Here is a 21,560-nt window from a genome sequence, read left to right as displayed (position 1 = left end):
CCGGGTTTTTTGATCAGTAACATTTCGAATCATTGTTCGAGCGATCGAGCTGAACATAGGCTACCGAACATTCCTCTTCGCGACACCGCCGTCGCGGCCGCGGACCCCACGAGAGCGTCCCGGGTACCGGAGCCGCCCCGAACGACCGATCACCGGAGGTAGTACTTCGTGAAGCTCGAACTCGGCGTCCGCCACTGGGACCACGTGATCCCACTGGCTCTCGGCGACGTTCCCGGCCCGGCCGTGACCCGGCTGGAGACGACGCCGGACCTCTGGACGTCGCCGGAGTACGACGGTGGTGAGACCTCGTTCAGCCGGTACGTCCGGGCCCGCGCGGCCGGCGACGATCGCGTGGTCGCGTTGCCGGTGTTCCTGATGCGGGGCTTCCGGCATCGCTGCATCATCGTCCGGCGAAACGCGGACCTCGAGACCGCGGCCGACCTCAAGGGCGCCCGGATCGGCCTGACCGGCTGGCCGGACAGCGGAAACACCTGGACCCGGGCGGTCATCGCCGAGGCCGGAGTGGGCATCCGTGACGCGGACTGGCAGGTCGGCCCGCTGACGGCCGCCCATCCCGTCGTCGACCGGATCGGTGGCGTTGCCGTCGGCGACAACGTCCGGCACACCACCGACGGTGCCCGGCTCGTGGAGCTGCTGCAGGACAAGGCGCTGGACGCGGTGATGACGCCGTTCATGCCACCGGGTTTCCACGACGCCGACTCGCCGTTCCGCACGCTCTTCCGCGACACCCGGGCCGAGGAACGTGCCTACTTCGCCCGGCACGGCTTCATCCCGGGCATCCATCTCCTTGCCCTGCGCAGGGAAGTCCTCGCTGCCCGGCCGGAGCTCGCCCAGCAGCTGATCGACCGGTTCGAGCAGGCGAAGCAGCTCAGCTTCCAGCGCCGGAACAAGCTGATGGACGTCACCCCCTGGCACAACGAGGAGGTCGGCGTCACCACCCGGGTCTTCGGCGGGGACTGGCTGCCGTACGGCGTCTCACCCGACCGCCGGATGGTCGCCGCCTTCCAGGAGCAACTCGTCGCGCAGGAGCTGCTCGAGCACCCCGTGCCGGAAGGGGACCTGTTCCCGTACCAGATCGACCCGTTGGAAAGGACCGCATGAACGAGCGGAGCGAGTTCATCTTTCGGCGCAATGCACCCTGGGTCTCACCCGCGAGCGCAGCGAAGCGAGGACGTGGATGAGCACGCTGAGGGTGGCGGCCGCGCAGTTCGTCGCGAGCATCGGCTGGCAGGAGAACCTGGAGACGGCCACCGGGCTGATCAAGCAGGCCGAGGCCGACGGCACCGATCTCCTGGTGCTGCCCGAGGGGGTGCTCGCCCGGTTCATCGAGGAGCGCGAGCGCATCCGCGAGCACGCCCAGCCGCTCGACGGCCCGTTCGTCACCGGCCTCCGCCAGGCGACCGAAGGCCTGCACGTGACCGTTGTCGTCGGCATCCACGAAAAGTCCGGCAGCGAGAAGCCGTACAACACCCTCGTCGTCCTCAAGAACGGCGAGATCATCGGCCTCTACCGCAAACTCCACCTGTACGACGCGTTCAGCCAGCTGGAGTCCGACAACGTGACGCCCGCCGACGTCGTACCCGAGCTCATCGAGGTCGACGGTTTCAAGGTCGGCCTGATGACCTGCTACGACATCCGCTTCCCGGAACTCGCGCGCCTGCTCACCCTGCAAGGTGCCGACGTCCTCGTGCTCCCGGCGGCATGGGTCAAGGGTCCCCTCAAGGAACACCACTGGCAGACCCTGGTCACCGCCCGCGCGCTGGAGAACACCGTGTACGTCGTCGCGAGCGGCGAGTGCGGTCAGCGCAACATCGGGCACAGCCTGATCGTCGACCCGCTCGGTGTTCCGCTCGCCCAGGCGGGAGAGGAACCGGCCACCATCTCGGCCGTCGTCTCCGCGCGGCGTCTGACCGACGCCCGCCACCGCCTGCCGGTGCTGATCAACCGGCGCTTCACCGTCAGCCCCACCCCTCGACCGGTCGAAGCTGTCCCCACCAGCTGACGCCGTAGGAGTACTCATGTCTCGCAGAACCGCCGTCGCCGTGCTGGCCGCGAGCCTGCTCGGTGTCACCGCCTGCACCCCGGACCCGGTCGCCACCGGCACCGGCGGCGACGCGAAGGCCCCGGCCGCCGCGATCCCGCAGCAGCAGGTCGACAAGGCCCTGCACGACCAGCTGCCGGCCAAGATCAGGTCCGCCGGCAAGATCGTTGCCGTCAACAACGGCTCGTTCCCGCCGTACGTGATCGTCGGCACCGACAAGGGCGCGCCGGTCGAAGGCGCCACCGCCGACCTGTCCCAGGCGGTCGGGCAGTTGCTCGGCATCCGGATCGAGCACACCACCGTCGACGGCCTGGCCAGCGTGCTGTCCGGGATGCAGGCCGGCCGCTACGACCTGGACATGGGCCCGACCGGTGACTTCGTCGAGCGGCAGAAGCAGGCGACGTTCATCGACTACGTCCAGGAGTACGTCGTCTTCGCCGTCCGGAAGGGAAACCCGAAGGGGATCGAGGACCTCGCGACCGCCTGCGGCAAGCGCGTCGGCGTGATGGCGGCCGGGTCGGCGGAAAAGGTGATCAAGGCCCAGTCGGTGAAGTGTGTCGCGGCCGGCAAGCCGCCGGTCGAGGTGCAGTCCTACAAGGACCAGCCGTCGTCGATCCTCGCAGTTCAGTCCGACCGGGCGGACGCATTCTTCTCCTCGCAGGCGCCGCTGACGTACTTCGTCGCGCAGTCCGGCGGCAAGCTGGAACTGGCCGGCGTCGGCAAGGGCAACGGGTTCGAGGACCTGTTCCAGGGCGCGTTGGTGCCGATCGGCTCGCCGCTGGCCGAGGTCCTGCTGGCCGCCCTGCAGAAGCTGCACGCCAACGGCACCTACGACGCGATCATGGCGAAATGGGGCCTGGAGCAGAACAAGCTGCCCAAGCCCGGCCTCAACCTCGGGAAGAGCTGATCATGGCAACCACCGTGCAGGAAGCACCCCCGGCGGGCGTGAACCTCGACGTCCGCAACGCCTCCCGGCGCAAGCACCCGTGGCGCTGGCTCTCGGCGTTGGTCGTCCTGGTCTTCGCCGCGCAGCTGGTGACGATGCTGGTCACCAACGAGAACTTCGGCTGGGACGTGGTCTACAGCTGGCTGCGGGCCGAGTCGATCATGCGCGGCCTCGGCGTCACGCTGATGCTGACCGTCGTCGCGATGGTCATCGGCGTCGTCCTCGGCGTGCTGCTCGCGGTCTGCCGGATCTCGGCCAACCCGCTGCTGCGCGGCGCGGCCGGGGTCTACATCTGGTTCTTCCGCGGGACGCCGACGCTGGTCCAGCTGATCTTCTTCTACAACCTGTCCGCGTTGCTGCCACAGCTCAATCTCGGCATCCCGTTCGGGCCGGTGTTCGCCAGCTTCGACACCAACACCCTGATCACCCCGCTGCTGGCCGCCATCCTCGGCCTCGGCCTGAACGAGGGCGCCTACATGGCCGAGATCGTCCGCGGCGGCCTGCTCTCGGTCGACCCCGGCCAGAAGGAGGCCGGCCAGGCGCTCGGGATGACGAACACCCGGATCATGAAGCGGATCATCCTGCCGCAGGCGATGCGGTTCATCGTGCCGCCGACCGGCAATCAGGTGATCAGCATGGTGAAGGCGACCGCGCTGGTCAGCGTGATCGCGCTGAGCGACCTGCTCTACACCGCGCAGTCGATCTACAACCGGACGTTCGAGACGATCCCGATGCTGATCGTGGTCTGCCTGTGGTACCTCGCGGTCACCTCGGTGCTGTACGTCGTCCAGTCCTTCATCGAACGGCACTACAACCGCGGCGCCCGGCACCAGCCCGCGAGCTTCTGGGACTTCCTGAGAATCCGTCCGAAGGGGAGTGCGGCATGAGCACGGCGGTACTGCGGGCGCGCGGCGTCCGCAAGAGCTTCGGGCACACCGAAGTCCTGTCCGGCATCGACCTCGACGTCACCTCCGGCGAGACCGTCGTCGTCCTCGGCCCGTCCGGCTCGGGGAAGTCGACGTTCCTGCGCTGCGTGAACCTGCTGGAGTCGCTGGACGCCGGCCGGATCACGGTGGACGGCCGCGACGTCGGGTACGACGTCCGCAACGGCCGGCTGCACGAGTTGGCGCCGAACGAGATCGCCCGCCGGCGCCGGGACATCGGGATGGTGTTCCAGCAGTTCAACCTGTTCCCGCACATGACCGCCCTGGAGAACATCGTCGAGGCGCCGATCGCGGTCCTCGGCGAGGGTCGCCGCGAGGCGACCGCCCGGGCCGTCCAGTTGCTCGCCGAGGTCGGGCTGGCCGGCCGGGAGAAGGCGTACCCGCGGCAGTTGTCCGGTGGCCAGCAGCAGCGGGTGGCGATCGCGCGGGCGCTGGCGATGCGGCCGAAGCTGATGCTGTTCGACGAGCCGACGTCGGCGCTCGACCCGGAACTGGTCGGCGAGGTGCTGGTCACGATGAAGAAGCTGGCGACCGCCGGGCTGACGATGATCGTGGTCACGCACGAGATCAGCTTCGCCCGCGAGGCCGCCGACCGGGTGGTGTTCATGGACGACGGCCAGGTGGTCGAGCAGGGCACGCCGGAGCAGGTCATCGACGATCCGCAGCACGAAAGAACCCGGGCGTTCCTGTCCCGGTTCCTCTGATACCGTGGGAGACATGTTGCAGCGCGCTGTAGTCACGACGACGCCGGAGTCCGTCCCGGCGCGCTGACACCTGATTGTCCGACCAAGCCCCGGGGCGAGTGCCCCGGGGCTTCGTCGTGCCCGGTGGTTCCTCGCCCCATCCTCCTGAGGAGCCACACCATGTACGACCACCGCAAGATCGGCCGTGAGCTCGGCCTGTTCGACTCGGACCCGTTGATCGGGGCCGGACTGCCCTACTGGTTGCCCGCGGGTGCCGCCGTTCGCCACGCCTTGGAGAGCTACATCGCCGAGGTGGAGCGAAGAGCCGGCTACCAGCAGGTCTACTCGCCGGTCCTGGCCAAACGCGAGCTGTACGAGATCTCCGGCCACTGGGCGAAGTACAGCGACGACATGTATCCGCCGATGGATCTGGACGGCGAGGAATTCGTCCTGCGGCCGAGCATCTGCCCGCACCACGCCCTGATGTACCGGTCCCGCGCACACAGCTATCGGGAGCTTCCGCTGCGGTTCTCCGAGCTGGGTGGCCAGTACCGCGCCGAGCTGTCCGGTGCGATCGGCGGCCTGAGCAGGGTGCGGGCGATGCAGCTCAACGACGCGCACATCTTCTGCCGGCTCGACCAGGTCGCCGAGGAGGCGGGGCACGCGCTCGGCCTGATCAACCAGGCGTACCTGGATTTGGGCATCAGCGCGTCCCGCTACGTCCTGGCCCTGCCGTCCGCGGAGTCCGAGATCGGCTCGCCGGCCAGCAAGTACGTCGGTGACGCCGACAGCTGGGCGCAGGCCGCCAGTCTCCTGCGAGCGGTACTCGACGACGCCGGAATGGACTACGAGGAGTCGCCCGGCGACGCCGCGTTCTACGGACCGAAGATCGACATCCAGGTGGCGGACTCGGCCGGCCGTGAGTTCAGCCTGTCGACCGTCCAGATCGACTTCCATCAGCCGGAGCGCTTCGGCCTCGAGTACGTCGGTGCCGACGGCAACAAACATCGGCCGGTGATGGTGCACCGCGCGATCGTGGGCAGCATCGAGCGGGCGATGGCCCAGCTGATCGAGGTGCACGGCGGGGCGTTCCCGGCCTGGCTCGCGCCCGTGCAGGTCGTCGTGCTGCCGATCTCGGACGACGAGGAGAAGCTCGCCGCGGAGGTGGTCCGGCAGGCGTCGGACCGCGGCCTGCGGGTCGAGATCGCACACGCCGACGAGGGCAGCCTGGGCGCCCGGATCCGCGGGAACCGGCTGGCGCCGTACCTGGCGGTGATCGGAGCGCGCGAGGCAGCGGCCGGCGAGCTGTCGATCCGCGACCGCGGCGGCCGGCAACGTCCGGCCGAGCCGGCGGGCGAGGCCTTGGACCGGATCTGGGCAGAGGTGGACGTGTTAGCGAACCGCCAGGCCATCGCAAGCGGAGTCGCGGTGGCGAGCTGAGCGTGCCGACGGCCCGAAAGCCGCATTGTGATGGCCTGGCGGTTCAGACTGCCTGCAGCTGTCCGACCAGGTGGGTGAGCTCGCGACGCTCGTCGTACAGGGCGAAGTCGGTGGTCTTGCCTGTCGTCCTGGAGCCGAACTGGACCCGGGACGGCAGCAGCACCGGCTTGCGGAAGTCGACGCGGACCGTGAAGGCGTCCGGGAGCTTGGTGCCGCGCTGGAGCGAGGCCAGTGACGCGGCCTTCGCCCACATCCCGTGCGCGATCTGGCGGGGGAACCCGAACGCCTGCGCGGTCAGCTTGAACAGGTGGATCGGATTCCGGTCGCCGGACGCGGCGGCGTACCGGCGGCCGAGGTTCCCGCGCAGGTCCCACCAGGCGCTCGGGTCGACCTCGGGATCCGGCAGCAGGTCGACGGACGCGTTCTCGTTGCCGGCCGAGCGGCTGAGCAGTGTGGTCAGATCGGTCCACACCACCTCACCGTCGACGGTGACCTCGCTGACGATGTCGAAGACCGTGCCCTTCGGGTGCGGGCGTTCCGCCGTACTGTGCACCCGGATGGCCGGCTCGGCGTGCATCGGGATCGGCTGCAACTGGGTGATCGTGTTCGACAGGTGCACGATCCCCATCGGTTTGTAGGGGAACGAGGGGTCGGACATCAGGTCCAGGTGCAGCGGGAACGCAAGCACGTGCGGGTACGTCGCCGGCAGCGCCGGGCCGGCGGCGAAACCGGTGACGTCGCGGTACGCCGTCAGGTGGTCCTGGTCGATCGCGGACCGCGGGAGCTCGAGCGTGAGCCCGTCGGCGTCCGGCTCGTAGTCCGCCCGGCGCAGCGTGGCCTTCACGGTCCGGGCGTAGAGCGCGCCGAACTTCGGGGTGTCGTCGTACTTGCGTGTGGGCATGTCACGCACCCAGCATGCTCTGGCCGCAGACGCGGACCACGTTGCCGGTCACCCCGGCCGACGCCGGATCCGCGAACCAGGCGATCGTCTCGGCCACGTCGATGGGAAGCCCACCCTGCTGCAGCGAGTTGATCCGGCGGCCGACCTCGCGGATCGTGAACGGCACCTTCGCGGTCATCTCGGTCTCGATGAAACCGGGCGCGACCGCGTTGATCCGGATCTGTCGCTCGGCCAGCTTCGGCGCGAGCGCCTGGACCAGGCCGATCACGCCGGCCTTCGAGGTCGCGTAGTTCGTCTGGCCGTCGTTGCCCGCGATCCCGGCGATGCTCGCCACGCCGATGATCGAGCCGCCGTCCCTCAGGGTCTGTGACTCGAGGAGATGGTGGGTGATCCGCTCCGGTGCTCGCAGGTTCACGTCCAGTACGGCGTCCCACGCGTCGGTGCGCATGTTCGCCAGCCGCTTGTCCCGGGTGATGCCGGCGTTGTGGACGACAATGTCGAGGCCGCCGTACTGCTCCTGCGCGTGCGCGGCGATCCGCTGGGCCGCGTCCACCGCGGTCACGTCGAGCAGCAGTTCACTGCCGCCGATCCGGGAGATCACCTTGCGCAACGCGTCCGCGTTCTGCGGTACGTCGACGCCGATCACGGTCGCGCCGTCGCGAGCCAGGGTGTCGGCGATCGCGGCCCCGATCCCGCGAGCCGCTCCGGTGACCAGGGCGACCTTGCCGGCCAGCGGCCGATCCGGGTCGTTGCCGACCAGGGGACCGGTCCCGATCCGGGCGACCTGGCCGTCGACGTACGCGGACTTGGGGGAGAGGAAGAAGCGCAGGGTCGAGTCGAGTTGCTCGTGGGCGTCCGGCGCGACGTACACCAGATTGACCGTCGCCCCGCGCTTCACCTCCTTGCCGAGGCTGCGGGTGAAGCCCTCGAGGGCGCGCTGGGCGATCTGCTGCCCGGGCGACTGCGCGAGTTCCGGCGTCCGGCCGACCACGATCACCCGGCCGGCCGGTGACAGCTGCCGGATGACGGGGGAGAAGAAGCGCTGCAGGCTGGTCAGCTCCGCGGTCGAGGTCGCGCCGGTCGCGTCGAAGACGAGCGCCTTCGGCCGGATCTCACTCGACGCGATGCCTTCGGTCGCCGTACTGAAGGAGGCGCCGATGTCTCGCAGCAGGGCCTGGATCGCCTTCCCGGCGTCGGTCTCGGCGATCGCGCCGAACACCACCGGCCCGTCGATCACGGGCCCGCCCTCGGTCCAGCGGGGCAGCGGAGTCGGGTCGGGCAGACCCAGGTTCTTCACCAGGGTCTGGCCGAGCGGCGTCCGGGTGAAGGTCTGGTAGCGGTCCGTCATCTCAGCTCCTACTTCTCGAGGATGGCGACGACGCCCTGGCCGCCCGCGGCGCAGATGGAGATCAGGCCCCGGCCGCCGCCGTTCTCGTCCAGTTGTTTGGCCAGCGCGGCCACGATCCGCCCGCCGGTCGCCGCGAACGGGTGACCCGCGGCCAGCGAGCCGCCGTTCACGTTCAGCTTGTCCCGGTCGATCTCGCCGAGCGGCGCGTCCAGGCCGAGCCGCTCCTTGCAGAAGATCGGATCCTCCCATGCTTTCAGCGTGGACAGCACCTGGGACGCGAACGCCTCGTGGATCTCGTAGTAGTCGAAGTCCTGCAGCGCGAGCCCGGCCCGCTGCAGCATCCGCGGCACGGCGTACGCGGGAGCCATCAGAAGCCCCTCGGCGCCCTTCACGTAATCGACCGCCGCGGTCTGCGAGTGTGTCAGGTAGGCGAGCGGCCGCAACCCGTGCTGCTCTGCCCACTCGTCCGTGGCCAGCAGTACGGCGGACGCGCCGTCCGTCAGCGGGGTCGAGTTGCCGGCCGTCATGGTCGCGGTCTCGCCCTTGCCGTAGACGGTCTTCAGCCTGGCCAGCTTCTCCGGCGTCGTGTCGGGACGCAGGTTCTGGTCCTTCTCCAGGCCGAGGTACGGCGTGATCAGGTCCTGCTGGAAGCCCCGGTCGTAGCTGGCGGCCAGGTTCAGGTGAGACCGGAACGCCAGCTCGTCCTGCGCCTTGCGGGTGATGCCCCACTCCAGCGCGGTCAGGGCCGCGTGGTCGCCCATCGACTTCCGGGTCCGCGGCTCGGAGTTCCGCGGGATCTCCGGGACGACGTACTTCGGCCGGACCCGCGCCAGTACCTTGAGGCGGTCCTGGAAGCTTTTCGCCCGGTTGAGGTCGAGCAGGATCGTGCGCAGCCGGTCGTTGACCGCGATCGGAGCGTCGCTCGCGGTGTCGACCCCACCCGCGATCCCGGCGTCGATCTGGCCGAGAGCGACCTTGTTGGCGACCAGGATGGCCGCCTCCAATCCAGTCCCGCACGCCTGCTGGATGTCGTACGCCGGGGTCGTCGGCGCCAGCTTGGACCCGAGAACGACCTCGCGGACCATGTTCCAGTCGCGGGAGTGCTTGAGAACCGCGCCGGCGACCACCTCGCCGAGCTCCTGGCCGCCCAGTCCGGTCCGGTCGACCAGGCCGTTCAGCGCGGCGGTGAGCATGTCGGAGTTCGAGGCGTGCCGGTACGTCTTGTCCTGCCTGGCGAAGGGGATCCGGTTGCCGGCGACAACGGCCACCCTGCGGGTCTCGGTCACGATTTCTCTCCTGCTCTGCTGGAGCGCTTGGGTAGTGCCTTACGACCTACTGCGGTTGCGAGCGTTGCGGTGATCGCGGTCGCCCGGACAGTCGCGACATCGGCATGATGCACGACCGGGTGCCCCGGTTGCCCGCTCGACACGATCAGGCCGACCCTTGCCATGTGCAACGACCCGAGCGTCTGGGTGTAGAGGTGGTTGGCGAGGTAGTCGGTGTCGACCTCGTCGAACACCCCTGACCGCTGGCCGGCCTTCAGGATCGCCGCGATCCGCTCCAGCGCCGTGGCCATCGCCGTACCGAGCTTGGTCATCACCGGCTCGGTGATCTCGCCGAACAGCTCCTCGCCGGTCCTTCTGAGCAGGCTCATCGCGCAGTCGGCGAACGCCGGGTACTCGAGACAGAAGTCGACGAAGACCTCACTGAGTCGTCGGAGCCGGTTGAGCGGGGTCCGCCGCGGGTTGTCCGTCTGTGACAGCCGCTCGTCCAGTTCGCCCAGGTAGTCGACCAGGGTGAGCGCGAACAGCTCCTCCTTGCCGGCGAAGTGCCGGTAGATCAGCGCCTTGTTGATCCCGACCCGTTTGGCGATATCGTCGATCTGGGCGTCGATCGTGCCGCGCTCGTCGAACAGTCCGCGGGTGGCCCGGATGATGTCCCGCTCCCGGTCGCGGCGACGCTCCGCCGTGGTCCGGCGGCGTCCGATCGCGAGCAGCGCGGAGCTCATGGGATCGATCTTAGCCACACTGGTACCCCCTGGTGCAAACGACAGTTACACTCGTGGGTAACATCTGGTCGTTGCCTGCCCAGTGAGGATGTCGATGAGCGACCCTGTTGTGTCCGCAGACGTGATGACGCTCGCCGGTGCGCTCGGCGCCGAGCGCTCGAAGCCGGGCTGGAGCACCTTCTCGCTCGCCCTGAACGACGAGCAGCGGGAGATCCGCGACTGGGCCCACACCTTCGCCGCCGAGGTCATCCGCCCGGCCGCCTCCGAGTGGGACGAGCGCGAGGAGACGCCGTGGCCGGTCATCCAGGAGGCCGCCAAGATCGGCCTCTACGGCCTGGACGCCAACGTCAACCTCTTCGTCGACCCGTCCGGCCTGCTGATGCCGCTGGTCCACGAGGAACTCTTCTGGGGCGACGCCGGCATCGCGATGTCGCTCAAGGGCACCGGCCTGGCGTCGTCCGCGATCTTCTCGAACGGCACGGCCGAGCAGTGGAGCCAGTGGATGGGCCGGTGCTACGGCACGCCGGACGACGTTCGTGTGGCGGCCTTCTGCTCGTCGGAACCCGGCGCCGGCTCCGACGTGTCCGCGATCCGAACCCGGGCGACGTACGACGCCGTCACCGACGAGTGGGTGATCAACGGGCAGAAGGCGTGGGCGACGAACGGCGGGATCGCCGACATCCACGTCGTCGTCGCGACCGTCGATCCGTCCCTCGGGACCAAGGGGCAGGCGGCGTTCGTCGTACCCCGGACCGAGGTCCGCGGCCTGCAGCAGGGCACCAAGCTGCGCAAGCACGGCCTGCGCGCCTCGCATACCGCCGACGTCTTCTTCGACAACGTCCGCATCCCCGCGGCCAACGTGCTGGGCGGCAAGGAGAAGCTGGACGAGCGGCTGGCCCGCGCCCGCTCGGCGCAGGCGTCCGGCCGGAACGCCTCGATGGCCACCTTCGAGATGACCCGCCACATCGTCGGCGCCCAGGCCATCGGCATCGCCCGCGCCGCCTACGAGGTGGCCCTGGACTACGCCAAGAGCCGCGAACAGTTCGGCCGCCCGATCATCGACAACCAGGGCATCGCGTTCAAACTCGCCGACATGGCCATGGAGATCGACGCCGCCCGCCTGCTCGTCTGGCGCGCCGCCAACATGTCCGCCGCCCTCATGCGCGGCGAAACCCCCGACTACCGCCACGGCGAAGGCTCCATGGCCAAACTCAAAGCCGGCGAAGTAGCCGTCCGCGTCACCGAAGAAGCCATCCAGATCCTCGGCGGCAACGGCTACACCCGCGAGTACCCCGTAGAGCGCATGCACCGAGACGCCAAGATCTACACCATCTTCGAAGGCACCAGCGAGATCCAGCGCCTCGTGATCGCCCGAGCCATCTCCGGCATGCGCATCCGGTAGGTGTTTGTGCAGGTCAGAGGGTGATTTGAGGGTCACCTCGGTACAGGCCGTCGTCCGTCTCCCACGAAGTCGTGGGAGAGCGTACGGCGGCCTGCTCAGTGACTGCTACGTGAGATTTGAGAGAGAACAGACGCGAGAGTCTGGAGTCCACCGCCTTCCGCGCCCGCTCATGCGATGAAGGCAGCATGTGGGTGCCCGCGGTCGAGTTCTCCACCCGCTCGCCCTACCCGGACGCCCGCCGCCTGCTCGACGCCGGCGCCGCCGTCTCGCTGGCCAGCGACTGCAAGCCCGGCTCCTGCTACTCCTGTCGATGCCGCTCTGCATCGCCCTGGCCGTTCGCGAAATGCACATGAGCCCGGCCGAAGCCCTCTGGTCAGCCACCGCAGGCGGCGCCGCCTCGCTCCGCCGCGACGATATCGGCCGCGTGACCGTAGGCGCTCGCGCCGACCTGGCCGCCCTCGACGCCCCCTCCCATCTCCACCTGGCCTACCGCCTCGGCGTACCCCTCATCACCCAAACCTTGCTAGCCGGCCGCCCCCTCTGATGACCACTACGCTCTGCACCCGCCGCGAGCCCTTCAGTCCCGCGATCTTCCGATTTCTCATCAATGAGTAATGGGGTCTTTCCGTAGCGTGATGAAGTCCGTAACGAATGGTTCGTGGTTGCATCTTTTCGCCTTTTTTTCGCATGACAGAGAGCGACTTGGGCTACGGTTTGCCGCAAGGGGAGAGTCACAATCCGGGGGGCGGCATGCCGAAACGGTTCGCGACCGCATTTTTCGTTCTCACCACTGCGGTCGTGATGGTGCTAGGCCTCGCCGTCGCGCCCGCGCTGGCAGCCGAGGGTGATCCTGCGTCCTCCGTCGTGGCGACGTGGTCCTGCACCAGCAGCCCGTGCCCGTGGGGCCCGTCGGACACCAGCAACACGGCGGTCTGGCCGGCCGCGGCCGAGCCGGTCCGGGCCCGCTACGGCTATACCGTCTCCCACGACGTGTACGCCCCGGCGCCCAAAGTGGCGGGCTGGAAGATCACCGTCACGTCCGGCAGCGCCATCGTGTTCGCCGGCCCGGCCGACGACTCTCACTCGTCGCTGGCCAATCTGCAGACCGGCGACAGCTACATCCTGCCCAGCACGCTGAGTAACAGCAGCCTCGTCAGCGTGCAGGACGGTGGGTCGTTCGAGTACACGATCACCCCCGGCACGCCGACCGACGACCCGCCGCCGGCCTCCGGTGACGGCTCGGTGCTGGCCACCTGGAACTGCACCAGCAGCCCCTGCCCGTCGGGCCAGAGCTACACCACCAACGCGGCCGTCTGGCCGGCCACGGCCGAGCCCACCCGGGCCCGCTACGGCTACACCGTCTCCGCCGACGTCTACGCTCCGGTGTCCAAGGTGGCCGGCTGGAAGATCACCGTCACCTCCGGCAGCGCCACGGTTTACGCGGGCCCGGCCGACGGCTCGCACTCGTCGCTGGCCGCGCTGTCGGCCGGCGAGAGCTACACCGTGTCCAGCACGCTCAGCAACAGCAGCATCGTGAGCGTGCAGGGCGGCTCCGCGTTCGAGTACACGTTCACCCCGGGTGGGCCGGTCACGCCCCCGCCGGCCGGCGACGGCGAGTCGGCCCGGGTGACCTGGACCTGCACCAGCAGCCCGTGCCCGTGGGGTCCGTCGGACAGCGGGTACGCCGCCGTCTGGCCGGCCGAGACCGACCCCAGCCGGGCCCGCTACGGCTACACCGCCTCGCACGACGTCTACGGGCCGGCCCCGCAGGTGGCGAACTGGAAGATCACCGTCACCTCGGGCAGCGCCACCGTGTTCTCCGGCCCGGTCGGGGACTCGCACGCGTCGCTGGCCAACCTGTCGGCCGGCCAGAGCTACACCGTGCCGACCACTCTGAGCGGCAGCAGCATCGTCAGCGTGCAGAGCGGTTCGCCGTTCGAGTACGCCTTCGTGCCCGGCCCGCCGGTCCCGCCGACGCCGCCCGCCTGTACCGACCCCACCACCTGCGACCCGGTCTCCTGGGTCAACGCCCGCTGGCGCTACGCCGGCACCGGCGAGAACCCCGGTGACTGGTACGGCGGCGTGATCACCTGGCCGGCCGACACGGCCTACCAGGGCAACGGCCGCTCCGGCGACAACGCGCGCACCGTCTACTCGGAGTCGGGCGTTCCGCTCTACCCGTACATGGGTGCCTGGGCCGACGGGTGCACCGTCCGCGTGGTCACCGGCCGGGTCCTGATCATCGAGTGGGAGCGCGGTACGGACGAGTGGCGGGAGACCCGCGTGAACGCCGGCCAGGCGTACACCATCTCGCTCAGCGGCTCCGAGGACGGCGCCATGATCGAGACGGACAACGAAGTCGAGCCCTTCACGGTCTCGGTGAGCAACTGCACCCCGCGGCCGCTCTCGGAATCGAACAACCGCCTCCCGGTGGCGAACGCCGGTGCGCCGCAGTCGGTCGTGGCTGGTACGACCGTGACCCTGAACGGGTCCGGCACCGACGCCGACGGCGACGACCTCACCTACGCGTGGACCCAGACCGGTGGACCGGCGGTGACGCTGTCCAGTACGACGGCGGCGAAGCCGACCTTCACCGCCCCGTCCTCGGCGTCCACGCTGACCTTCAGCCTGGTGGTGCGGGACGGCCGGGCCAACAGCGCGGCGGCGACCACCACGGTGACCACCACCGCGGTCAACCAGGTGCCGGTGGCGAACGCCGGGACGGCGCAGACGGTCAACACGGGTACCACGGTGACGCTGGACGGCTCCGGCAGCCGCGACGCCGACAACGACCCGCTGACCTACACCTGGACCCAGACCGGTGGGCCGGTGGTGACGCTGTCCAGCCGGACGGTGCAGAAGCCGACCTTCACCGCCCCGGCCACACCGGCCACGCTGACCTTCAGCCTGGTCGTGCGGGACGGCAAGGTGGACAGCGCGGTGTCGACCACCACGGTAACCGTCACCGATCCGAACCTGGCCCGGGGCAAGACCGCCACCCAGTCGAGCACCAGCGGTACCGCGGTGGCGGCCCGGGCGGTGGACGGCAACACCAACGGCGTGTTCGCGAGCGGCTCGGTGACCCAGACCAACACCTCCACCCAGCCGTGGTGGCAGGTCGACCTCGGTTCCGCGGCGGCCGTCTCCACGGTCACGGTGTGGAGCCGGACCGACTCGAACCGGATGGGCAGCGGCTCGGTGTTCATCTCCTCGACCGACATGAGCGGCAGGTCGATGTCCTCGCTGCGGGCCGACGACTCGGTGAAGGAGATGTCGTTCTCGGCGTTCCCGTCCACCACCAACAGCCTGACCCTAAACGCGGGCAACGCCACCGGCCGGTACGTGCGGGTGCAGCTGTCGAGCATCTTCACCACCCTGAACCTGGCCGAGGTGCAGGTCGGCGGCACCACCGGCGCCGTGAACCTGTCCACCAACCGGCCGGCCACGCAGTCGTCGACCGACGTCGGCACCGCCGCCCGGGCCGTGGACGGGAACACCAACGGCGTCTTCGCCGCCGGGTCGGTGAGCCGGACGGCGTCTAGCTCGCAGCCGTGGTGGCAGGTCGACCTGCTGACCGATTCCCGGGTCGGCAACGTCACGGTGCACAACCGGACCGACGCCTCGGCCGACAAGCTGAACAACGCGGTGGTGTTCCTCTCCACCGCCAGCATGTCGGGCCGGACCTACGCCCAGCTGATGGCCGACTCTACGGTCACCAAGCTGAACCTCGGGGCGACGCCGGGGGCGGTCACCAGTCTGCCGACCAACACCGTGGCCCGCTACGTCAAGGTGCAGTCGCCGGCCACCAGCGCCGGTGTGATCAGCCTGGCCGAGGTCACGGTGACGGGCACTCAGCCCAACTGACGCACGGCCAGGGATCCGTCTCGGTTCGTTCCATCGACGAAGCGCACGGTCCGGCCCGAGCCATCTCCGGGATGCGCATCCGGTAATCGGCCACGCCAGCTACGCGCCCTCGCACCACCGGCTCAGCGCCGGTGCAGGTCTTCGGTTGCCGCCGAGGTGGCGGGCTGCCGCCCTCGAACGACGCGCTGATCGACCACTTCCGGTCGGGCCGCTTGGTCGAGGAGACCGTGGTGATGAGGAGCGGGCTTGGCGACCTCCTTCGCCTCGGCGGGTCCGAGGTGAGCTGGGAGTCGGATTGCCGGGTGTGGGTACCGAGGCCATCTAGTGGCGGAGGAGGCCCCAGTGATGATGACGGTGAAGCGGCGGTCAGGGCGTGCGGCGAGGCGCGGGCCTGTGTGGGTGTTGGTGGGCGCTGTCGGTGCGATGGGCGCGGGGGCGGTTGGGTATCACGTCGTTCGCAGGAGGGCGGCGGGTGCTGCTGAGGAGATGTTCGGGCAGGACGGCGTGCCTGGAGACATCGTCGAGAGCGCGGCGTCGGAGGCGGCGCCGAGCGGGCAACGGGTTACCGCGAACGAGCGGAGTGATGGCGTACGGCGGACTGGAGACGACCGGCTGGTTCGACCGGTGGCCGCCGGTGAGACTGATTCTGACGCGGCCGCCGATCCCACGATCGCGCCCGATACCAGTCCGGGGCGCCCGACAGGAGTCGAACCCGACAGGGACCAGTGACGCCGACGGGCGTCGAACCAGACAGGAATGCGTGAAGGCGCTGCTCAGGGAACGAGCCGAGAGCCATGGCCGCCCAGGGAGCGAAGGAACCTGGGGTGCGGCCGTCGAGGGAACGAGTCGGACGCCGGTCAAGGTGCGAGCGTGAGGAGGTCTTTCTCCAGTACGGCGGCCGCCGACATGGTTCGGTATCCGGCGTCGTCGAAGCGCAGGGTGAGATGGTCGCCGTCGACCTGGAGGACCTGGCCGTCGCCGAACTGTGTGTGGCGGACGCGGCTGTGGACGGGGAACGGGCCGGCTTCAGCGGTTGGCTCGGGCTGCGGGGTGCGCTCGCAGTTGTCACATCTCCCGCAGGCGCCATCTGATCGCTCACCGAGGTACGAGAGCAGAAAGCTCCACCGGCAACCTGCGGCGGCGGCGTACTCACGCATCATGTCCAGCCGGGACTGATCCGCCTGCCGGCGCCGCTCGGCAGCTCGAACCGCCTTGCCGACAGCATCCCCGGCGTCGCCCGGGACGAGACGGTTGCGGCGGTCGAAGGCAACGCCACCCGACTGTTCGAGCCAGGTGCAGCAACGACTGACCAGGTTGGCCGACAAGCCGGTCCGCCGGGCCACGTCCTTCCGCAGTACCGGACCGGGAGCAGCGCGTACGGCGTCCAGCACAGCCGACAGCGCCTGTTCAGGCGGTGGTGAGGCGCTGAGGAACTTTCGGAGCCCGAGGTCGCCCGGACCGTGGAAGAGGACGGCCTGAGCAGGTTCGCCGTCCCGACCGGCGCGGCCGATCTCCTGGTAGTAGGAGTCGAGGGAATCGGCCACTCCGGAATGGACGACGAAGCGCACGTCGGGTTTGTCGATGCCGAGCCCGAAGGCGGTCGTTCCGACGACGATCTGGATCCGGCCGGCCAGGAAGCCGTCGTGGACGGTACGGCGATCTGCTTGGCGAAGCCCGGCGTGGTACGGGGCCGCCCGCACTCCCTTGGCGTTCAGCTCGGCGGCGTACTCCTCCGTCTGCCGACGGGTGGAGGCGTAGACGATGCCCGGCGGATCGAGCCGGTCGACGGCGTCCAGCACGGCGGTCCGCCGACTCTCGGCGTCGGCGACAGCATGTGCCGCCAGATGGAGGTTCGGCCGGTCGAAGCTGGAGACCACGATCTCGGGATCGGTCAGGTGCAGGGCCCCGACGATCTCCGCGCGGACCGGCGCCCCGGCCGTCGCGGTCAGGGCCAGGACGACGGGATGTCCGAGCCGGTCGACGGCGGCACCGAGCCGGAGATAGTCCGGACGGAAGTCGTGGCCCCAGGCCGACACGCAGTGTGCCTCGTCGACGACGAACATCGCCGGTCGCAGCCGCGCCAGTGCTTCGAGTACGTCGTCCTTACTCAACTGCTCGGGTGTGACGAATACGAACTTCGCCGATCCGGCCTCGTCCGCGAGCAGACTGGCGACGTCCACCGTGCTGTTCAGTTGGAGAGCCGGACCGGCGCCCGCGTCGCGCAACGCGGACATCTGGTCGTGCTGCAGAGAGATCAACGGACTGACGACGATCGCGGGACCTTCGGCCAGCAGGGCCGGGATCTGATAGATGGCCGACTTGCCCGACCCGGTCGGCATCACCACCACGGTGTCGCGGCCGTCGTACACGGCCCGAAGCGCCGCCGCCTGGCCGGACCGGAACCCGTCCCAGCCGAAGACGTCGCGTGCGACCCTGGTCAGCTCGGCAGGCAGAGTCATGAACCCGGGCCGGCGTGGATACTCGGCGCCCCGGCGGTCGGGGCCCGGCGGGTCAGGCGTTCGACCGTCTCGATGCCGTCGGCAAGCATCTGCCGCAGCAGTCCGTCGGATCCGGTGTGCGTGCTCCGGGACGCGGCGCGCGTGGCCGCAGAGAGCGAATTGGGGGCCGCACGGCGGAGGTAGGTGACGAGGCGAGGACGCGGGTGCCGCCGGAGGAATGCCTCCGCCCATCTCCTGGCCGGCGCGTTCTCGGCCAGGACTTCACCGCCGGCGTCGGAGCCGGACTCGTCCGACGGTTCTGCGATTTCGGCTGTCAGCTGCTCGGCCCGGATCAGGGCCACCGCCAGCACGACCTGGTCCTGCGGGGCGACCACTGGCAGTGCTGTCCGGGCGACACGCGCGACGAGCCGCGGATAGACGATCGGATCGTGCGAGGTCAGGCCGATCACGGAAGGGATGAGCGGGGCCAGTTCGCGCCGGCCGGAGTCCGACGTCCGGTCGTTGACCTCGCGGGCGAGATGGGCGAGCAGGGGGTGCGTGCAGCTCGGATGGTCCGACCACGGTTCCCCGGCGAGGTACGCGGCGTACTCCATGAAGCAGGCGCCGTCCCGGGGATGGCGGTGACTGCCGGCCGACAGGATCGGCACTCCGTCCTGGTCCCGTCGAAGTTCCGGCGTTCCACCACCGAAGAAGCCATTGATCACGGTGACCCCTCCAGAGCTGCACGTCCCGGCGACACCGGCGGCGTCCCACGGTCCCGCCGAAGTACCCATCGCCTCTGCCCACCATTCGCCCACACCCCGATCAACCTGTGGCCAATTCCCGGCTTGACTCCGAACGACGGACGGGGTAGGTCATGAGTTGGCACTCTCGGTGGGAGAGTGCCAGTCATCGACGAGGGTGGCGATGGAGGAACCTGGGGTATGAACGGCTGGGCAGCGCGGCGGTGGGTGGCGATGCTCCTGGTGTATCCGCTGGCAATGAGCGCGATCGCGTTCGACACGATCTGGGCGATGTTCGTGCATCGCTGGTGGCCGCCGGTCGTCTACACCGCCGGTGTAGCGGTCATCGCGACCGCGCTCGTCGTCGGTACGAACCTTGTCCGGGGAATTCCCCGAGTCGCGTGCTGCGTGGTCATGGTGGTGTCACTGGCGACGGCCAACACGTCACTGGTGATGACCGCGTCCGAGCTGACTCGCGGCGGCCGGTCCTTCGAGTCGATCGCGGTGATCGGCGGAGGCATCAGCGTCGCATCGTTCGCCGTCACCGCCCTGGTCGTCCTCGGTGCGGAAACTGTCGCTCGACGGGTCGGCGGGCCGAGCGAGAGCTGCCGCGATGCGGTGGCGCCGCCTGCCGTTGGCCGGCGGCCCGTGCCTACGCTGGTCGACCCGGTCGCACCGACTCTCGTCGATCCGTTCGAAGCGCCGACAGCAGTGGGGTCGGTCCCGAGTACGGCGGAGACGCGATCCGCGGCCTAGCGAGACCGCGCCGTACCACCTGGGTCTTCCAGAGACCGGGCTGGGCGCACTAGCGAGCCAGGAGGGTCTCTCCGACTTCTTGGCCCCGGGCTGCGGCGTATGCGGTCCGTTGATCTCGAAGCCTGCCTCTGAGGACGCGGAGGGAACTGAGGTTGTCGCCGGCGGCTCGGGCGTGGACGGGGCGGTCCGGTACGAGCGCGAGGAGCTGGACCAGTGCGCGGCTGGCGATGTTGGTGCCCCACCACGCGCGATCGATCCCGCAGGTGACCTCGTGCTCCGTCGATGACCAAGATCGCGCAGCCGCCGACCGTTCCGAACCGTACCGAGCCTCATGACAGTCCTGGTCAGTCTCCCCTCGGGCAGCGGGCGACTGGTGGTACGGCTGCCCACAGCTGGTCGACGTGTGAGCGTCTGTCTGGCCTAGGCTTGACGCATTCCTATATGGGCATATGATTGTGGCATGGCACGAGCTGCGACCACGTCGGACGTTTTCAACGCGATCGCCGAGCCGCAGCGCCGGGAAATCCTCGTCCTGCTGCGGGCGGGGGAGCGGCCGGTGACCGAAGTGGCCCGGGAGCTGAGGATCACGCAGCCAGGGGCCTCCAAGCACCTGCGGGTGCTCCGGGAGGTGGGGCTGGTGCGGGACCGCAAGGCCGGCAAGCAGCGCCTCTACGGCCTGGACGCCCGCGGCCTGCGGCCGGTCCACGAGTGGACCGGCGGGTTCGAGCAGTACTGGAACGAGAGCTTCGACCGGCTGGACGCCTACGTGCAGGACCTGAACAGACGCGAGGAGAATGACTGATGGCAGGGGCCAGGCAGGAAGCGGGAACGGAGCCGGCGAGGACCGACCGCGAGATCGTGATCTCCCGGTCGATCGACGCCCCGCGTGAGCTGGTGTTCGAGGCGTTCACCGAGGTGCGGCATCTGTCACGGTGGTGGGGCCCAGAGGAGTTCACCACGACCACGCGGTCGTTCGAGTTCCGCGTCGGCGGGGTGTGGGACTTCGTGCTGCATGGACCGGACGGGACGGACTACTCCGAGTGGATCACCTGGACCGAGATCGCCCCGCCGGAGCGGATCGCGCTGCTGCACGGTGAGTCTCGCGACGATCCGAACACCTTCGAGTCGTTCCTCACGTTCGAGTCCGACGGTACGGCGACCCGGATCGAGATGCGCACGGTGTTCCCCACCAAGGCACTGCGCGACGAGGCGGTCGAGAAGTACCACGCGCTGGAGGCCGGCCGGCAGACCCTGGGCAACCTGGCCGCATACGTCACCAGGTCGTCCGGAGAGGAGATGGAAGTCTGATGGCCGGAAAGGTGTTCTTCGGCGTGACGATGTCGCTCGACGGGTTCATCGCGCCCGATGCGGTGCCCGTCGAGGACCTCTTCGGGCCCGGCAGGAAGCAGGACGACCCGAGGGTGCGGCGCTGGATGGCGCAGTGGGCGGAACTGCACCAGGCGGTCCTCCCGCAGCGGTTCTTCCGGGAGAACCTGAAGCTCGGCGAGGGCGGCGAGGAAGGACTCGACAACGACATCGCGCGGAGAACGCACGAGCGCATCGGTGCGAACGTCATGGGCAAGCGCATGTTCGAGGCAGGCGAGCTGGCGTGGCCGGAGGAGGCGCCGTTCCACACCCCGGTCTTCGTTGTGACGCACGAGAAGCGTGATCCCTGGGAGCGGCCGGGCGGGACCACCTTCCACTTCGTCAACGACGGCATCGAGGCCGCGCTCGAGCAGGCCAGGCAGGCCGCCGGCGACCGCGACGTCCGCATCGCCGGCGGCGCGGAGACAATCGTCCAGTACTTGAACGCCGACCTGGTCGACGAGTTCACGCTCGCGCTGTCGCCCGTGCTCTTCGGCACCGGAGTCCGCCTGTTCGAGGGCGTGGACGTAGCCCGCGTGGCCCTGGAGCAGGTTCGCGCGGAGCCTTCGCCGAGGGTGACGCACCTGACCTACACCGTCCGGCAGCGGTAGGCGCGCCCGGCACACGGTGAACACACCGCCGTACCGATGGCCACCCGCG

Annotated in this window: 18 protein-coding genes and 1 pseudogene; 13 read left to right on the top strand and 6 right to left on the bottom strand. The window is 69.3% G+C overall.

The genetic code is table 11. The features are described 5' to 3' along the window. The first annotated feature begins 168 nt into the window (after positions 1-168). The 6 genes from E1218_RS10835 (at position 169) to thrS (ending at position 6,075) form a co-directional block, all read left to right on the top strand. Positions 169-1,122: a substrate-binding domain-containing protein gene (locus E1218_RS10835; protein ID WP_132318855.1), complete on the top strand. Its 954-nt coding sequence runs from the start codon at positions 169-171 to the stop codon at positions 1,120-1,122. Between the two features lie 76 nt (positions 1,123-1,198). Next, on the top strand, positions 1,199-2,023 hold the full coding sequence (locus E1218_RS10830; RefSeq protein ID WP_202865912.1) for a deaminated glutathione amidase: 825 nt from the start codon (positions 1,199-1,201) through the stop codon (positions 2,021-2,023). Between the two features lie 16 nt (positions 2,024-2,039). Next, positions 2,040-2,969, top strand: a complete 930-nt coding sequence (locus E1218_RS10825; protein ID WP_132318853.1) for an ABC transporter substrate-binding protein — start codon at positions 2,040-2,042, stop codon at positions 2,967-2,969. A gap of 2 nt (positions 2,970-2,971) precedes the next feature. Then, on the top strand, positions 2,972-3,895 hold the full coding sequence (locus E1218_RS10820) for an amino acid ABC transporter permease (protein ID WP_132318851.1): 924 nt from the start codon (positions 2,972-2,974) through the stop codon (positions 3,893-3,895). Then, positions 3,892-4,656, top strand: a complete 765-nt coding sequence (locus E1218_RS10815; protein ID WP_132318849.1) for an amino acid ABC transporter ATP-binding protein — start codon at positions 3,892-3,894, stop codon at positions 4,654-4,656. Before E1218_RS10820 ends, E1218_RS10815 begins: the two co-directional genes overlap by 4 nt. A 159-nt stretch (positions 4,657-4,815) precedes the next feature. Then, complete coding sequence (gene thrS, locus E1218_RS10810) at positions 4,816-6,075, top strand: threonine--tRNA ligase (RefSeq protein WP_132318847.1); 1,260 nt, start codon at positions 4,816-4,818, stop codon at positions 6,073-6,075. A gap of 43 nt (positions 6,076-6,118) precedes the next feature. On the opposite strand, the gene E1218_RS10805 is transcribed toward thrS, so the two are convergent. The 4 genes from E1218_RS10805 to E1218_RS10790 are packed head-to-tail and all read right to left on the bottom strand — an operon-like array spanning position 6,119 to position 10,332. Beyond that, complete coding sequence (locus E1218_RS10805; RefSeq protein ID WP_132318845.1) at positions 6,119-6,976, bottom strand: MaoC family dehydratase; 858 nt, start codon at positions 6,974-6,976, stop codon at positions 6,119-6,121. A gap of 1 nt (position 6,977) precedes the next feature. Further along, positions 6,978-8,324 carry a 3-oxoacyl-ACP reductase gene (locus E1218_RS10800; protein ID WP_132318843.1) on the bottom strand — a complete coding sequence of 449 codons (1,347 nt, stop codon included), beginning with the start codon at positions 8,322-8,324 and terminating at the stop codon, positions 6,978-6,980. An 8-nt stretch (positions 8,325-8,332) separates the two neighbouring features. After that, positions 8,333-9,610 carry an acetyl-CoA C-acetyltransferase gene (locus tag E1218_RS10795; RefSeq protein WP_132318841.1) on the bottom strand — a complete coding sequence of 426 codons (1,278 nt, stop codon included), beginning with the start codon at positions 9,608-9,610 and terminating at the stop codon, positions 8,333-8,335. After that, on the bottom strand, positions 9,607-10,332 hold the full coding sequence (locus E1218_RS10790) for a TetR/AcrR family transcriptional regulator (RefSeq protein WP_132318839.1): 726 nt from the start codon (positions 10,330-10,332) through the stop codon (positions 9,607-9,609). Before E1218_RS10790 ends, E1218_RS10795 begins: the two co-directional genes overlap by 4 nt. A 94-nt stretch (positions 10,333-10,426) precedes the next feature. On the opposite strand from E1218_RS10790, the gene E1218_RS10785 reads away from it, so the two are divergent. The 3 genes and pseudogenes from E1218_RS10785 to E1218_RS10775 all read left to right on the top strand — a co-directional run bounded on the left by E1218_RS10785 (position 10,427) and on the right by E1218_RS10775 (position 15,598). Then, entirely contained in the window at positions 10,427-11,734 is a 1,308-nt protein-coding gene (locus E1218_RS10785) for an acyl-CoA dehydrogenase family protein (RefSeq protein ID WP_233712147.1), read from the top strand. A gap of 191 nt (positions 11,735-11,925) precedes the next feature. Beyond that, positions 11,926-12,278: pseudogene (locus E1218_RS10780) on the top strand (amidohydrolase family protein); the annotation flags it as partial. Positions 12,279-12,484: 206 nt separating this feature from the next. Next, complete coding sequence (locus E1218_RS10775) at positions 12,485-15,598, top strand: PKD domain-containing protein (protein ID WP_132318837.1); 3,114 nt, start codon at positions 12,485-12,487, stop codon at positions 15,596-15,598. A gap of 857 nt (positions 15,599-16,455) precedes the next feature. On the opposite strand, the gene E1218_RS10770 is transcribed toward E1218_RS10775, so the two are convergent. Then, positions 16,456-18,057 (bottom strand): RecQ family ATP-dependent DNA helicase, encoded by a 1,602-nt coding sequence (locus E1218_RS10770; RefSeq protein WP_132318835.1) that lies wholly within the window; start codon positions 18,055-18,057, stop codon positions 16,456-16,458. Then, complete coding sequence (locus E1218_RS10765; protein WP_132318833.1) at positions 18,054-18,830, bottom strand: hypothetical protein; 777 nt, start codon at positions 18,828-18,830, stop codon at positions 18,054-18,056. Before E1218_RS10765 ends, E1218_RS10770 begins: the two co-directional genes overlap by 4 nt. Positions 18,831-18,980: 150 nt before the next feature. On the opposite strand from E1218_RS10765, the gene E1218_RS10760 reads away from it, so the two are divergent. From E1218_RS10760 to E1218_RS10745, 4 genes are all read left to right on the top strand, one after another. Beyond that, positions 18,981-19,535: a hypothetical protein gene (locus E1218_RS10760; RefSeq protein WP_132318831.1), complete on the top strand. Its 555-nt coding sequence runs from the start codon at positions 18,981-18,983 to the stop codon at positions 19,533-19,535. A gap of 460 nt (positions 19,536-19,995) precedes the next feature. After that, positions 19,996-20,337 (top strand): ArsR/SmtB family transcription factor, encoded by a 342-nt coding sequence (locus E1218_RS10755; RefSeq protein WP_132318829.1) that lies wholly within the window; start codon positions 19,996-19,998, stop codon positions 20,335-20,337. Beyond that, positions 20,337-20,843: an SRPBCC family protein gene (locus E1218_RS10750; protein ID WP_132318827.1), complete on the top strand. Its 507-nt coding sequence runs from the start codon at positions 20,337-20,339 to the stop codon at positions 20,841-20,843. Before E1218_RS10755 ends, E1218_RS10750 begins: the two co-directional genes overlap by 1 nt. After that, positions 20,843-21,511 carry a dihydrofolate reductase family protein gene (locus E1218_RS10745; RefSeq protein WP_132318825.1) on the top strand — a complete coding sequence of 223 codons (669 nt, stop codon included), beginning with the start codon at positions 20,843-20,845 and terminating at the stop codon, positions 21,509-21,511. Before E1218_RS10750 ends, E1218_RS10745 begins: the two co-directional genes overlap by 1 nt. Positions 21,512-21,560 lie beyond the last annotated feature (49 nt).

It is taken from the genome of Kribbella turkmenica (assembly GCF_004348725.1).
Taxonomy (GTDB): Bacteria; Actinomycetota; Actinomycetes; order Propionibacteriales; family Kribbellaceae; genus Kribbella; species Kribbella turkmenica.
Note: the sequence above shows the minus strand (reverse complement) of the source record. Positions and strands in the feature narration are given on the sequence as shown.